The organism is Pseudomonas sp. P179, from assembly GCF_000478485.2.
Lineage (GTDB): Bacteria > Pseudomonadota > Gammaproteobacteria > Pseudomonadales > Pseudomonadaceae > Pseudomonas > Pseudomonas aeruginosa.
Genome location: NZ_KI517354.1, coordinates 1,149,038 through 1,163,137, shown reverse-complemented (window position 1 = coordinate 1,163,137; position 14,100 = coordinate 1,149,038). Strand labels below are relative to the sequence as shown.

Annotated in this window: 9 protein-coding genes, 5 tRNA genes and 1 pseudogene; 10 read left to right on the top strand and 5 right to left on the bottom strand. The window is 62.8% G+C overall.

What is annotated here, in order from left to right; translation table 11 throughout:
* Positions 1-418: 418 nt before the first annotated feature.
* A pseudogene (locus tag HMPREF1224_RS46175) lies at positions 419-571 on the top strand (hypothetical protein); the annotation flags it as partial.
* Positions 572-731: 160 nt separating this feature from the next.
* Here HMPREF1224_RS46175 and HMPREF1224_RS18050 read toward each other — a convergent pair.
* Positions 732-2,036, bottom strand: coding sequence for an IS1380-like element ISPa33 family transposase (locus HMPREF1224_RS18050; RefSeq protein ID WP_010793081.1), 1,305 nt, complete (start codon positions 2,034-2,036; stop codon positions 732-734).
* 88 nt (positions 2,037-2,124) lie between these two features.
* Between HMPREF1224_RS18050 and HMPREF1224_RS18045 the strand changes: the two genes are divergently transcribed.
* Both HMPREF1224_RS18045 and HMPREF1224_RS18040 read left to right on the top strand, forming a co-directional pair.
* Positions 2,125-3,981, top strand: a complete 1,857-nt coding sequence (locus HMPREF1224_RS18045) for a polysaccharide biosynthesis protein (RefSeq protein ID WP_031628338.1) — start codon at positions 2,125-2,127, stop codon at positions 3,979-3,981.
* A gap of 190 nt (positions 3,982-4,171) precedes the next feature.
* Positions 4,172-4,501, top strand: coding sequence for a ComEA family DNA-binding protein (locus HMPREF1224_RS18040; protein WP_003104586.1), 330 nt, complete (start codon positions 4,172-4,174; stop codon positions 4,499-4,501).
* A gap of 72 nt (positions 4,502-4,573) precedes the next feature.
* Here HMPREF1224_RS18040 and HMPREF1224_RS18035 read toward each other — a convergent pair.
* Positions 4,574-4,649, bottom strand: a tRNA-Asn gene (locus HMPREF1224_RS18035).
* A gap of 68 nt (positions 4,650-4,717) precedes the next feature.
* Positions 4,718-5,914: an amino acid aminotransferase gene (locus HMPREF1224_RS18030; protein ID WP_003104588.1), complete on the bottom strand. Its 1,197-nt coding sequence runs from the start codon at positions 5,912-5,914 to the stop codon at positions 4,718-4,720.
* Positions 5,915-6,101: 187 nt separating this feature from the next.
* On the opposite strand from HMPREF1224_RS18030, the gene uvrB reads away from it, so the two are divergent.
* The gene (gene uvrB / locus HMPREF1224_RS18025; RefSeq protein WP_003104590.1) at positions 6,102-8,114 is read left to right on the top strand and encodes an excinuclease ABC subunit UvrB; all 2,013 of its coding nucleotides are present in this window, start codon (positions 6,102-6,104) and stop codon (positions 8,112-8,114) included.
* A 3-nt stretch (positions 8,115-8,117) separates the two neighbouring features.
* Here uvrB and HMPREF1224_RS18020 read toward each other — a convergent pair whose 3' ends face one another.
* On the bottom strand, positions 8,118-9,617 hold the full coding sequence (locus tag HMPREF1224_RS18020) for an MDR family MFS transporter (protein WP_003130539.1): 1,500 nt from the start codon (positions 9,615-9,617) through the stop codon (positions 8,118-8,120).
* A 49-nt stretch (positions 9,618-9,666) separates the two neighbouring features.
* Entirely contained in the window at positions 9,667-10,701 is a 1,035-nt protein-coding gene (locus HMPREF1224_RS18015; protein ID WP_003104593.1) for an HlyD family secretion protein, read from the bottom strand.
* Between the two features lie 102 nt (positions 10,702-10,803).
* Here HMPREF1224_RS18015 and HMPREF1224_RS18010 point away from each other — a divergent pair, with 102 nt between their 5' ends.
* The 6 genes from HMPREF1224_RS18010 (at position 10,804) to HMPREF1224_RS17985 (ending at position 13,946) form a co-directional block, all read left to right on the top strand.
* Complete coding sequence (locus HMPREF1224_RS18010; protein ID WP_003091419.1) at positions 10,804-11,724, top strand: LysR family transcriptional regulator; 921 nt, start codon at positions 10,804-10,806, stop codon at positions 11,722-11,724.
* A gap of 37 nt (positions 11,725-11,761) precedes the next feature.
* On the top strand, positions 11,762-13,246 hold the full coding sequence (gltX, locus tag HMPREF1224_RS18005; RefSeq protein WP_003104596.1) for a glutamate--tRNA ligase: 1,485 nt from the start codon (positions 11,762-11,764) through the stop codon (positions 13,244-13,246).
* A 209-nt stretch (positions 13,247-13,455) separates the two neighbouring features.
* Positions 13,456-13,531: transfer RNA gene (locus tag HMPREF1224_RS18000), tRNA-Ala, on the top strand.
* A gap of 48 nt (positions 13,532-13,579) precedes the next feature.
* Positions 13,580-13,655: transfer RNA gene (locus HMPREF1224_RS17995), tRNA-Glu, on the top strand.
* Between the two features lie 93 nt (positions 13,656-13,748).
* Positions 13,749-13,824, top strand: a tRNA-Ala gene (locus tag HMPREF1224_RS17990).
* 46 nt (positions 13,825-13,870) lie between these two features.
* Positions 13,871-13,946, top strand: a tRNA-Glu gene (locus tag HMPREF1224_RS17985).
* The last annotated feature ends 154 nt before the right edge of the window (positions 13,947-14,100 follow it).

The window sequence follows — 14,100 nt, the reverse complement described above, 5'->3', positions numbered from 1 at the left end:
ATGGGGGGGCGGGTTTTTGCATCCTGCTCGGACGCTGGCTGATTCCACTCGACGTGCTCGTGTTCGATGTCACTTTTACTTTGCTGCTGCATCGTTTGTTATGAGGCGATAAAATTCGGCAGAGCTATCGAGTCACGCATGATGGCACGTTGGTGTCGTGCTGAAGTGGCATTTGCCGGTTATCCTTTGTGGCTGTGATCAGTTTCTTCTGGTTATTACCCTAGCATTGCTGGTAGTACTAAGCATTATCGACGGAGTACTTGGGGGCTTATCGCGTATGCTCCTATGGCTTGGATGGCGACGAGTCTTGGGAGGGGATGTCCTGAGACGTAGCGTGGGCCTTGCCATATTGTTGCCATGGTTATCTGTCTGATCTGTCTGGTTGGTATGGATGTATTGAACGGGGCTGATAAATAGGATGTTGGATAATTTGAGGATAAAGCTCCTGGGATTGCCGCGCCGCTATAAGCGAATGCTGCAAGTCGCTGCCGATGTGACTCTTGTGTGGCTATCCCTCTGGCTGGCTTTCTTGGTCAGGTTGGGCACAGAAGACATGATCAGCCCGTTTAGCCCGGATTTCTCATGAGGCCGGCAGGCGTGGCCGGTGAAGCCTCGGTGTATCAACAACCTGCCTTCCACCGCTAAAAATTGATCGTTTTTTATTCAATTCCCGCGTATGGGGCGCACTGCCCCCTTTCCCCCATTGAGCCGGGCCGGGGGCGCCCGCCTGTTCAGGTCGGCTTGAGGCGGGCAACCAGCCCCGCAAAGAGTTCCTGATGCGGATAGGCCTCGCTGATCAGCACGCGGATGCGCCGGCTGTTGCGAATGATCACCGCACCGATCTTGAGCAGTTTCAAGCGCAGGTTATGGATGCTCATGCGCGCCAATGCGGTGCCCTGGAGATGATCGCGTAGCCGTTCGAACAGCACATAGGCAAAGGCCGACAGCATCAGCCGCCACTGGTTGGTCCACCAGCGTGGGCTGGAGGTGCGGTCGGCGAACAGATCCAACTGTTGGTCCTTGATCCGATTCTCCATGTCGCCACGGCCGCAGTAGTCTTCGTAGTACTGCTGGGCAGCATCCTCGGCAAAGCGGGACACGACGATGAAGCGTGGATTGGCACCCTGCTCGCCATGTTCCAGGCGCGACACGACCAGGCGGCGCCTACGCCAACTACCGGCCTGATAGAGGAAGCGATACACGCCGGACATCTTCTGCCCGGTTTCTTGGTAGGCCTCGGCGACAGCTTGCATGGCCGGCGCCGCCATCCGCTGCAGGCGGGTGTTGCGGGCCAGACCCACCACATAATCCACCTGCTTGCGGTCACACCAGTCGAGCATGCGATGTCGGCAAAAACCGCCGTCACCGCGGAACACGATGCGGGTCTCTGGCCAGAAGCGGCGAATGAACTTGACCAGCAGTGCCAGGATGGCCCAACTGTGTCGGGCGCCATCGATGTTGCTCGGGCGCAAATAGCTCACCAGCAGATGGCGACCACAGAACACATAGAGCGGCAGGAAGCAGTAATGGTCGTAATAGCCATGGAAGAAGCGCCCTTCCTGATCACCATGCACCGGCACATCGGTCGCATCGAAGTCGAGCACGATCTCAGCCGGCGCCTGGTCATGCTGGGCGATGAAGTGCTCCCACAGCAGGCGATGGGCTTGCACCACCGTTTCGCGATCGGCTTGCTGTTCCAGGCGCCCCAGAGTGGATTTGCCGGCCAGCGGTTGCAGGCGGTTGACCGCAGTCTGCAGCGCGTAGTCATGGCGCAGGCCGTCATGATCGTTGAGATCCTCGTAGCCGGCGGCCAGTGCATAGATACGCTGGGCGAGCAGTGTCTGCAGTCCATGCTGGACACGCCCAGGATCACGCCGATCGGGAACGATTTTGGCCAGGCGGCGGGTCAAGCCATGTTGCCGGTCGACCTCGCGCAGCAGCAACAAGCCCGCATCCGAGGTGATGTGACCACCGGTGAAAGAGGCCTCGACGAGGCGGCGAGAGAGGGGTGAAAAGTGGAGTTTTTCTGGTAGCATTTTGTGCGCGGCTGAAGACTTATGGGGCTTTGTTTGGCGACAAGAATCATAAGGCTTTCAGCCGTTTTTGTTTATGCGGTCATGAGAAATCCGGGTTAGCGGCCATGCCTGGCTGTTCATCGCCGCCCCGTTGGTGGCCATTCCCCTGTTCATCCGCTTCGGCATGTACCGGGCGGTGATGCGCTACCTGGGCAACGACGCCCTTATCGCGATCGCCAAGGCCGTCACCATTTCCGCGCTGGTCCTGTCGTTGCTGGTCTACTGGTACCGCTCCCCGCCGGCGGTGGTGCCGCGTTCCCTGGTGTTCAACTACTGGTGGTTGAGCATGCTGCTGATCGGCGGCTTGCGTCTGGCCATGCGCCAGTATTTCATGGGAGACTGGTACTCTGCTGTGCAGTCGGTACCATTTCTCAACCGCCAGGATGGCCTGCCCAGGGTGGCTATCTATGGCGCGGGGGCGGCCGGCAACCAGTTGGTTGCGGCATTGCGTCTCGGTCGGGCGATGCGTCCGGTGGCGTTCATCGATGATGACAAGCAGATCGCCAACCGGGTCATCGCCGGTCTGCGGGTCTATACCGCCAAGCATATCCGCCAGATGATCGACGAGACGGGCGCGCAGGAGGTTCTCCTGGCGATTCCTTCCGCCACTCGGGCCCGGCGCCGAGAGATTCTCGAGTCCCTGGAGCCGTTCCCGCTGCACGTGCGCAGCATGCCCGGCTTCATGGACCTGGCCAGCGGCCGGGTCAAGGTGGACGACCTGCAGGAGGTGGACATCGCTGACCTGCTGGGGCGCGACAGCGTCGCACCGCGCAAGGAGCTGCTGGAACGGTGCATCCGCGGTCAGGTGGTGATGGTGACCGGGGCGGGCGGCTCTATCGGTTCGGAACTCTGTCGGCAGATCATGAGTTGTTCGCCTAGCGTGCTGATCCTGTTCGAGCACAGCGAATACAACCTCTATAGCATCCATCAGGAACTGGAGCGTCGGATCAAGCGCGAGTCGCTTTCGGTGAACCTGTTGCCGATCCTCGGTTCGGTGCGCAATCCCGAGCGCCTGGTGGACGTGATGCGTACCTGGAAGGTCAATACCGTCTACCATGCGGCGGCCTACAAGCATGTGCCGATCGTCGAGCACAACATCGCCGAGGGCGTTCTCAACAACGTGATAGGCACCTTGCATGCGGTGCAGGCCGCGGTGCAGGTCGGCGTGCAGAACTTCGTGCTGATTTCCACCGACAAGGCGGTGCGACCGACCAATGTGATGGGCAGCACCAAGCGCCTGGCGGAGATGGTCCTTCAGGCGCTCAGCAACGAATCGGCACCGGTGCTGTTCGGCGATCGGAAGGACGTGCATCACGTCAACAAGACCCGTTTCACCATGGTCCGCTTCGGCAACGTCCTCGGTTCGTCCGGTTCGGTCATTCCGCTGTTCCGCGAGCAGATCAAGCGCGGCGGCCCGGTGACGGTCACCCACCCGAGCATCACCCGTTACTTCATGACCATTCCCGAGGCAGCGCAGTTGGTCATCCAGGCCGGTTCGATGGGGCAGGGCGGAGATGTATTCGTGCTGGACATGGGGCCGCCGGTGAAGATCCTGGAGCTCGCCGAGAAGATGATCCACCTGTCCGGCCTGAGCGTGCGTTCCGAGCGTTCGCCCCATGGTGACATCGCCATCGAGTTCAGTGGCCTGCGTCCTGGCGAGAAGCTCTACGAAGAGCTGCTGATCGGTGACAACGTGAATCCCACCGACCATCCGATGATCATGCGGGCCAACGAGGAACACCTGAGCTGGGAGGCCTTCAAGGTCGTGCTGGAGCAGTTGCTGGCCGCCGTGGAGAAGGACGACTACTCGCGGGTTCGCCAGTTGCTGCGGGAAACCGTCAGCGGCTATGCGCCTGACGGTGAAATCGTCGACTGGATCTATCGCCAGAGGCGGCGAGAACCCTGAGTCATCGTTCTCCGGAAAAGGCCGCCTAGCGGCCTTTTTTGTTTTCTCCGTACGATGTTTCCGGTGCCGGACCAGGAAGCGACTGCTTTGCTGGGGCTGTCGATCCAGGTGCGTTCCACGGCGATAAGGTGGTTTCGTGGATGGGCATGAAGCCCTCTACGTGGTCATTCATCTCTGAAGGAGTGCACCCATGCACCTAATCAAATCCGCTCTGCTTCTCATCCTGTTCGCCTGTCTTCCGTTTTCGGCTTCCGCCGCACCGGTCGCCGTCGCCAAGAATCCGCTGGCCGCAACGACACCTGCGACGACCGTGTCGCCGGGGGAGCAGGTCAATATCAATACGGTCGACGAGGCCGCCCTGATACGGGGGCTCAACGGTGTCGGCGAGGCCAAGGCCAGGGCGATCCTCGAGTATCGTGCGGCCCATGGTCCGTTCGTCTCGGTGGATCAACTGCTGGAAGTGAAAGGGGTAGGCCCGGCGTTGCTGGAGAAGAACCGGGCGCGGATCGTCATCGAGTGAGGTGCGACTGAAGGGGCGAACTTTCGTCCCGATAACGAAAAAGCCCCCGGCATGTGCCGAGGGCTTTGAATTTGGCTCCGCGACCTGGACTCGAACCAGGGACCCAATGATTAACAGTCATTTGCTCTACCGACTGAGCTATCGCGGAACAGCGAGGCGTATGTTACTGATTAAAAAGGGGAAGTCAAGCCTCTCCCGATGACTTCCCCATTTTCCCTACAGGACCTGGACGATGGCCTTGGTGATGGTCTCCAGGTTCGATTTGTTCAGCGCGGCGACGCAGATACGGCCGGTGCTGACGGCGTAGATACCGAACTCGGTCTTCAGGCGCTCGACCTGGTCGGCGGTCAGGCCGGAATAGGAGAACATGCCACGTTGGCGACCGACGAAGCTGAAGTCGCGCTTGGCGCCGTGGGCTGCCAGTTGCTCGACCATCGCCAGGCGCATGTCGCGGATGCGGTCGCGCATCTCGCCCAGTTCCTGCTCCCAGAGGGCCCGCAGTTCCGGGCTGTTGAGCACGGAGGAGACGACGCTGGCGCCGTGGGTCGGTGGGTTCGAATAGTTGGTGCGGATCACCCGCTTCACCTGGGACAGCACGCGGGCCGATTCATCGCGGCTTTCGGTCACGATCGAGAGGGCGCCGACGCGTTCGCCATAGAGCGAGAAGGATTTGGAGAACGAGCTGGAAACGAAGAAGCTCAGGCCCGACTGGGCGAACAGGCGCACCGCGGCGGCGTCTTCCTCGATGCCGTTGCCGAAGCCCTGGTAGGCGATGTCGAGGAACGGCACGTGGCCCTTGGCCTTGAGCACGTCCAGCACCTGTTTCCAGTCGTCCAGCTCGAGATCGACGCCGGTCGGATTATGGCAGCAGGCGTGCAGAACCACGATCGAGCGGGCCGGCAGGGCATTCAGGTCTTCCAGCAGGCCGGCGCGGTTCACGCCATTGCTGGCGGCGTCGTAATAGCGGTAGTTCTGCACCGGGAAGCCGGCGGCTTCGAACAGTGCGCGGTGGTTTTCCCAGCTCGGGTCGCTGATGGCCACGGTGGCGTCGGGCAGCAGGCGCTTGAGGAAGTCGGCGCCGAGCTTGAGCGCGCCGGTGCCGCCGACGGCCTGGGTCGTGACCACACGGCCGGCGGCCAGCAGCTCGGACTCGTTACCGAACAGCAGTTTCTGTACGCCCTGGTCGTAGGCGGCGATCCCTTCGATCGGCAGGTAGCCGCGCGGCGCGTGGGCCTCGATGCGGGCCTTCTCGGCAGCCTGCACGGCACGCAACAGCGGAATGCGCCCCTCCTCGTTGTAGTACACGCCCACGCCCAGGTTGATCTTGCCCGGACGGGTATCGGCGTTGAAGGCTTCGTTCAGGCCAAGGATGGGATCACGCGGTGCCATTTCGACGGCAGAAAACAGACTCATTTTGCGGCTGCTCGGAGTGTGAAGAGAGGAGGGCAACGCAACCCGTTATGCGGGGGCGCAAAGGGTTGCGCAAACGGGGGGTTATTATAGACACCCCTTGATGCATGCGGCGACATTTAGGTGCATGCTTTCAGCTATTTCTGACGCCGGATTTTCCTTGGCGTCACAGCTCCCTGCGAGGTTTTTCATGGATACGTTCCAACTCGACTCGCGCTTCAAGCCCGCCGGCGACCAGCCGGAAGCCATCCGGCAGATGGTCGAGGGGCTGGAGGCGGGGCTTTCGCACCAGACCCTGCTGGGGGTGACGGGCTCTGGCAAGACTTTCAGCATCGCCAACGTGATTGCCCAGGTGCAGCGCCCGACCCTGGTCCTGGCGCCGAACAAGACCCTGGCGGCCCAGCTCTACGGGGAGTTCAAGACGTTCTTCCCGCACAATTCCGTGGAGTACTTCGTTTCCTACTACGACTACTACCAGCCGGAGGCCTACGTCCCGTCTTCCGATACCTATATCGAGAAGGACTCCTCGATCAACGACCATATCGAGCAGATGCGCCTGTCAGCGACCAAGGCGCTGCTCGAGCGTCCGGATGCGATCATCGTCGCCACCGTGTCGTCCATCTACGGCCTCGGTGATCCCGCGTCCTACCTGAAGATGGTCCTGCACCTGGACCGCGGCGACCGCATCGACCAGCGCGAACTGCTGCGGCGACTGACCAGCCTGCAGTACACCCGCAACGACATGGATTTCGCCCGTGCGACTTTCCGTGTGCGTGGCGATGTGATCGACATCTTCCCGGCCGAATCCGATCTCGAGGCGATTCGTGTCGAGTTGTTCGACGACGAGGTGGAAAGCCTCTCGGCCTTCGATCCGCTCACCGGCGAGGTGATCCGCAAGCTGCCGCGCTTCACCTTCTACCCCAAGAGCCACTACGTGACCCCGCGCGAGACGCTGCTGGAGGCGGTCGACCAGATCAAGGCCGAACTCAAGGAACGCCTGGACTACCTGCGCAACAACAACAAGCTGGTGGAAGCGCAGCGCCTGGAGCAGCGCACCCGTTTCGACCTGGAGATGATCCTCGAGCTGGGCTACTGCAACGGCATCGAGAACTACTCGCGCTATCTTTCCGGGCGGGCCCCCGGCGAGCCGCCGCCGACGCTCTACGACTACCTGCCGGCCAACTCGCTGCTGGTTATCGACGAATCGCACGTCAGCGTTCCGCAGGTCGGTGCGATGTTCAAGGGCGACCGCTCGCGCAAGGAGACCCTGGTGGAATACGGTTTCCGCCTGCCTTCGGCGCTGGACAACCGGCCGCTGCGCTTCGAAGAGTGGGAGGCGGTGAGTCCGCAGACCATCTTCGTCTCCGCCACCCCGGGCCCCTACGAGGCGGAGCATGCCGGGCGGGTCATCGAGCAGGTGGTGCGTCCCACCGGGCTGGTCGATCCGGAGATCGAGGTACGTCCGGCGATGACCCAGGTGGACGACCTGCTCTCGCAGATCCGCCAGCGTGTGGCCAAGGACGAGCGGGTGCTGGTGACTACCCTGACCAAGCGCATGGCCGAGGACCTCACCGATTATCTCGGCGATCACGACGTGCGGGTGCGCTACTTGCACTCGGACATCGATACCGTCGAGCGAGTGGAGATCATCCGCGACCTGCGCGCCGGTGCGTTCGACGTGCTGGTGGGGATCAACCTGCTGCGCGAAGGCCTGGACATGCCCGAGGTGTCGCTGGTGGCGATCCTCGACGCGGACAAGGAAGGCTTCCTGCGCTCGGAGCGCTCGCTGATCCAGACCATCGGTCGTGCCGCGCGCAACCTGCACGGCAAGGCGATCCTCTACGCCGACAACGTCACCGGCTCGATGCAGCGTGCGATCGACGAGACCGAGCGGCGTCGGGCCAAGCAGATCGCCTTCAACGAAGCCCATGGCATCGTGCCCAAGGGGGTGCGCAAGGACATCAAGGACATTCTCGAAGGCGCCGTGGTGCCCGGCGCGCGCGGCAAGCGCAAGGGCGTGGCCAAGGTGGCGGAGGAGAGCGGGCGCTACGAGAACGAACTGCGCTCGCCGAGCGAGATCAGCAAGCGCATCCGCCAACTGGAGGAAAAGATGTACCAGTTGGCCCGCGACCTGGAGTTCGAGGCGGCGGCGCAACTGCGCGACGAGATCCAGACGCTGCGCGAGCGCCTGGTCAACGTCTGAACCTCAGTGAGCCCCGGCGTCGGCGCGGGCGCCGATGCCGGCCGGCAGCGAGCGGGTCAGCAGCACCGCGAGCATGCTCACTGCGAGCACCATGCCGATGACATGGAAAGCATCGTTGTAGGCCATGATCATCGCCTGCTGGTGGGTGATCTCGCTGAGTTTGCCCAGCGCCGCCTGCTGGCTGCCCAGTTGCGCGGCGAGTTGCGCGAGGCGTTCGTCGACCTGCGGGTTGGTCGGCACCAGGGCTTCGCGCAGATAGTCGAAGTACACCTTGGCGCGACTGTCGAGCAGGGTCGCGAGCAGGGCGATGCCGATGGCGCCGCCGAGGTTGCGCAGGATGTTGAACAGGCTCGAGGCCGAGCCGGCATCCTGTGGCTGCAGGTAGGCGGTGGCGATCAGCGAAATGGTCACCATGATCATCGGCTGGCCGAGGGCGCGCAGTAGCTGGATCTGGTTGAACTGCGGTCCGGCGAAGTCCGGGTTGAGCACCCCGGAGAAGAAGCTGGCAAGGCCGAACAGGCCGAAGCCGGCGGCGCAGAGCAGGCGCGGCGAGACCAGCTTCATCAACTTCGGGACCAGCGGGATCAGGAACAGCTGGGGAATGCCCATCCACATGATCACCTCGCCGATCTGCATGGCGTTGTAGCCCTGGATTTGTGCCAGGTACAGCGGCAGTACGTAGATCGAGCCGTACAGGCCCATGCCCAGACCGATGCTGGAAATGCTCGCGAGGCCGAAGTTGCGGTTGCGCAGGATGCCCAGGTCGATCAGCGGGTTTGGCCGCGACAGTTGCAGGATGACGAACAGGACCAGGCTGAACAGGGCGACGCTGCCGAGGCTGACGATCAGTTGCGACTCCAGCCAGTCCTTGCGGTGACCTTCCTCGAGGAAAACCTGCAGGCAGCCCAGGCCGATGCCGAGGGTGACGATGCCGGCGTAGTCGGTACTCTTCAGCAGTTCCCAATGCGGCGCCTTTTTCTCCAGGCCGTAGAGCAGCCCGGCGATCATCAACAGGCCCGGCGGCACGTTGATATAGAAGATGTATTCCCAGCCGAAGTTTTCCGTCAGCCAGCCTCCCAGGGTCGGTCCGATGGAGGGCGCGAAGGTGGCGGTGATGGCGAACAGCGCCATGCCCTTCGGACGGTGGTGTTCCGGCAACTTGACCAGGGCCAGGGTGAACGCCAGCGGAATCAGCGCGCCGCCGGTGAAACCCTGCATGGCGCGGAACACGATCATGCTTTCCAGGTTCCAGGCGAACGAGCAGAGCAGCGAGGACACCAGGAAGCCCACCGAGATCATCACCGCCAGGCGGCGTGCCGAGAGCAGCTGCACCAGCCAGGCGGTCATCGGGATCATGATGATCTCCGCCACCAGGTAGGAGGTGGAGATCCACGAGCCTTCCTCGAGGGTCGCCGCCAGCGCGCCCTGGATGTCCTTCAGCGAGGAGTTGGTGATCTGGATGTCGAGCACCGCCATGAATGCGCCGAGCATGGCGCTGAGCACCGCGATCCAGTCGCGCCGGGTCGGTTCGCCAAGCGGCCGGGCCAGCGCCTCAGCGGTCACGGAGCTCGACCTCGGCTTCGACGGACATGCCGGGGCGGATGCGGCCATGCAGCGGGTTGTCGGCCTCGAACACGATCTTCACCGGGATGCGTTGCACCACCTTGGTGAAGTTTCCGGTGGCGTTGTCCGGTGGCAGCAGGCTGAACTGCGCGCCGGAAGCGGCGAACAGGCTATCGATGCGGCCGTCGATAGGCGTGTCGGGGAAGGCGTCGAAGGTCAGGCGCGCCTTCTGCCCGTCGCGCATGCGGCCCACCTGGGTCTCCTTGAAGTTGGCCTGGACCCAGATGTCTTCGTCCGGCACCAGCGACAGCAAATGGGTGCCGACCTGCACGTACTGGCCGTTGCGTGCGCTGCGCTGGCCGACCAGGCCGCTGATCGGCGAATGGATCAGGGTGCGTGACAGGTTGATTTCGGCTTGCGCCAGTTCGGTGCGGGCGCTGGCGATCTGCGCTTCCAGGCGCTTGATCTCGGCGCCCAGGGTGTCGCGCTGGACGCGTTGTGCCTCGAGGTCGGCGCGGGCCTTGGCCAGTTGCGAGCGAGCCACATGGTTGTCGGCGGTGAGGGTGGTGACCCGTTCCTCGGAAACGTAGCCGGGCTTGCGCAAGGCTTCGGCGCGGTTCAGGTCGATCTGTGCGCGACCGAGGGTTGCCTGGCTGGCGTTGACGTCGGCGGCGCTGGCGGCGATCAGGCTGCCCTGCTGCACCAGCTTGCTGCGCGCCTGGGCCAGTTCCGCCTCGCGGGTGGCCAGCGCGGCCTGGGCGCGCTCGACGGCGAGCTTGAAGTCGGCGTCTTCCAGGCGTACCAGTAGCTGCCCCTTGTCCACGTGCTGGTTGTCGCGCACCAGGACTTCCTCGACCCGCGCGCCCAACTGGCTGGCCACCCGCGTGATCTCGCCCTGGACGTAGGCGTTGTCGGTGCTTTCCACGTGGCGGCCGATGAACCACCAGTGCAGGAAGAAGGCCAGGGCGATCAGGCCGACGGCCACCAGGAAGACGGTCAGGCGACGTTTGAGTTGGGCGGGCATGGGTGGAGTGTTCCGTCGGCAAAATTCGGCCAATCTAGCAGTGTTCCGCCGGACGTTATAGGCGCTACACTTCGGACTCTTTGTTGCTTATAGGGAACAATAATGGGGCTTGATGATGCGCTGATCTTCACCCGCGTGGTGGAGTACCACAGCTTCACCCAGGCCGCGCAGAGCCTGGGCATGCAGAAGTCCACGGTGAGCCGGCGCATCGCCCTGCTGGAGGAGCGCCTGGGCGTGCGCCTGCTCAATCGCACTACCCGCAAGTTGCGCCTGACCGAAGTAGGGCAGGCCTACTACGAGCGCTGCCGGCAGATCATGCACGATTTCGCCGAGGCCGAGCAGGCGGTCATGCAGTTGCAGCAGGCGCCGTCGGGATTGCTGCGGATTACCTCGCCGATAGAGTTCGGCCAGATGTTCCTCGCCAGCCTGCTGGGCGACTTCATGCGCCAGTACCCGCAGATCACCGCCGAGGTCGAGCTGGCCTCGCGCAGCGTCGATCCGCTGCAGGAGGGCGTCGACATCGTGATCATGGTCGGCCAGCCGGAGGATTCCACCCTGGTGGCCCGTCGCCTGCTCTCTACCAGCCGCTGGCTCTGCGCCAGCCCCGACTACCTGGCGGCGCACGGCACGCCGACATCGGTGGCCGAGCTTGCCGGGCATCGCGCGGTCCTTCTGTCCACCGACTCCCAGCGCTACTGGCCGCTTTCCGGAGACAGCCTGCCCTGCCAGCGGGTGCTGTCCTGCAACAACATCACCTTCGCCCGCGAGGCGGTGGTCGCCGGTGCCGGCATTGCCGCGCTGCCGGCGCTGATCTGTGCGGAGAGCGTGCACAGCGGGCGTCTGGTGCGTTTGCTGGCGGACGTGCCGTTGCCGGTCGGCGAACTGTATGCGGTCTATCCTTCGCGGCGTTTCCAGGCGATGAAGGTCAAGGCCTTCCTCGATTTCCTGATCAGCCGCCTGCCGGCCGACACCGGTCGTTTACTGGAGCCGGAGGCGGCCCGCCTGATAACATCGCGCCCCTGAATTTCCGTTTTAACTTCCGCTTGGCAAGAGAGTCTCCATGACCACTGTTCGTACTCGCATCGCCCCGTCGCCGACGGGCGACCCGCACGTCGGTACCGCATACATCGCGCTGTTCAACCTGTGCTTCGCGCGTCAGCACGGCGGTCAGTTCATCCTGCGCATCGAGGACACCGACCAGCTGCGTTCGACGCGGGAGTCCGAGCAGCAGATCTACGACGCCCTGCGCTGGCTCGGCATCGAATGGGACGAGGGCCCGGACGTCGGCGGCCCGCATGGCCCGTACCGGCAGAGCGAGCGCGGGCATATCTACAAGAAGTATTCGGACGAACTGGTCGAGAAGGGCCATGCCTTCACCTGCTTCTGCACGCCCGAGCGCCTCGATGCGGTTCGCGCCGAGCAGATGGCGCGTAAGGAAACCCCGCGCTACGACGGCCACTGCATGCACCTGCCGAAGGATGAGGTGCAGCGCCGCCTCGCCGCCGGCGAGTCCCACGTCACCCGCATGAAGGTGCCGACCGAGGGCGTCTGCGTGGTGCCGGACATGCTCCGCGGCGATGTCGAGATTCCGTGGGATCGCATGGACATGCAGGTGCTGATGAAGGCCGACGGCCTGCCCACCTACTTCCTCGCCAACGTGGTCGACGACCACCTGATGGGCATCACCCACGTCCTGCGCGGCGAAGAGTGGCTGCCGTCGGCGCCCAAGCTGATCAAGCTCTACGAGTATTTCGGCTGGGAGCAGCCGCAGCTGTGCTACATGCCACTGCTGCGCAACCCGGACAAGAGCAAGCTGTCCAAGCGCAAGAACCCGACCTCTATCACCTTCTACGAGCGCATGGGCTACCTGCCGCAGGCGCTGCTCAACTACCTCGGGCGGATGGGCTGGTCGATGCCGGACGAGCGCGAGAAATTCACCCTCGCCGAGATGATCGAGCATTTCGACCTGTCGCGCGTCTCCCTGGGCGGACCGATCTTCGACCTGGAGAAGCTCTCCTGGCTGAACGGGCAGTGGATCCGCGAGCAGTCCGTGGAGGAGTTCGCCCGTGAGGTGCAGAAGTGGGCGTTGAATCCCGAATACCTGATGAAGATCGCTCCGCACGTGCAGGGACGGGTGGAGAACTTCAGCCAGATCGCGCCGCTGGCCGGATTCTTCTTCAGCGGCGGGGTGCCGCTGGACGCTTCGCTGTTCGAACACAAGAAGCTCGATCCGACCCAGGTCCGCCAGGTCCTGCAACTGGTGCTGTGGAAACTCGAATCCCTGCGCCAGTGGGAGAAGGAACGCATCACCGGCTGCATCCAGGCTGTCGCCGAACACCTCCAGCTCAAGCTGCGCGACGTGATGCCGCTGATGTTCCCGGCCATCACCGGGCATGCCAGCTCGGTTTCGGTGCTGGACGCCATGGAGATCCTTGGCGCCGACCTGTCGCGTTATCGCTTGCGCCAGGCCCTGGAGCTGCTGGGCGGGGCGTCGAAAAAGGAAACCAAGGAGTGGGAGAAGATCCGCGACGCCATTCCCGGCTGACCGGCTTTCTCCCACAGTCGATGACGAGGCCCGCCCAGTTGCGGGCCTCGTTTTTGGGGGAGGGGAGGTAAGTGATTGTTCTTCCGGTAAAATTTTTTAGGTTTCGATGAAAAATAATGTTGACAGCCTCAAGCCTCGCCCTTAGTATGCGCCCCGTCTTCACGACGAACTCAACGAAGTGAAGCGATCCAGCGATCCAGCGGTACTTTGGGGCTATAGCTCAGCTGGGAGAGCGCTTGCATGGCATGCAAGAGGTCGACGGTTCGATCCCGTCTAGCTCCACCAAATTGCCGGGAATACGCGGTTGGTTTTGCGGATTCCTACGAAGGTTTCGTCCCCTTCGTCTAGTGGCCTAGGACACCGCCCTTTCACGGCGGTAACAGGGGTTCGAGTCCCCTAGGGGACGCCACTTCATGTTCATCCGTCCCAGCAATGGATGAACGTGTCGACGACCGGAAGGTTGTCGAAGCGATCGGAAGATCGCCCGCCTGATGGCGAATTCGGGGCTATAGCTCAGCTGGGAGAGCGCTTGCATGGCATGCAAGAGGTCGACGGTTCGATCCCGTCTAGCTCCACCACATTCCAAGGCCAGCATCGCTGGCCTTACTTTTCGAAGGTTTCATTGTCCCCTTCGTCTAGTGGCCTAGGACACCGCCCTTTCACGGCGGTAACAGGGGTTCGAGTCCCCTAGGGGACGCCACTTTTTCCCGCTCTGCGGGGCTCTATAGGGCCATTCCGAATTGGAATGGCCCTTTTGTTTTTTCCCTTTTCGAATTTCCTGACAGACGGCCCGGCCGTACGCTTGCCGATTTTTATTATGCATATAATATTTCATCCATAATATTTTCGGAGAT

What these genes read in the sequence shown, in the direction of transcription:
- HMPREF1224_RS18050 (WP_010793081.1), bottom strand. Translation starts at nt 2,036, where the DNA reads ATGCTACCAGAAAAACTCCACTTTTCACCCCTCTCTCGCCGCCTCGTC.
- HMPREF1224_RS18040 (WP_003104586.1), top strand. Translation starts at nt 4,172, where the DNA reads ATGCACCTAATCAAATCCGCTCTGCTTCTCATCCTGTTCGCCTGTCTT.
- HMPREF1224_RS18030 (WP_003104588.1), bottom strand. Translation starts at nt 5,914, where the DNA reads ATGAGTCTGTTTTCTGCCGTCGAAATGGCACCGCGTGATCCCATCCTT.
- uvrB (WP_003104590.1), top strand. Translation starts at nt 6,102, where the DNA reads ATGGATACGTTCCAACTCGACTCGCGCTTCAAGCCCGCCGGCGACCAG.
- HMPREF1224_RS18015 (WP_003104593.1), bottom strand. Translation starts at nt 10,701, where the DNA reads ATGCCCGCCCAACTCAAACGTCGCCTGACCGTCTTCCTGGTGGCCGTC.
- HMPREF1224_RS18010 (WP_003091419.1), top strand. Translation starts at nt 10,804, where the DNA reads ATGGGGCTTGATGATGCGCTGATCTTCACCCGCGTGGTGGAGTACCAC.
- gltX (WP_003104596.1), top strand. Translation starts at nt 11,762, where the DNA reads ATGACCACTGTTCGTACTCGCATCGCCCCGTCGCCGACGGGCGACCCG.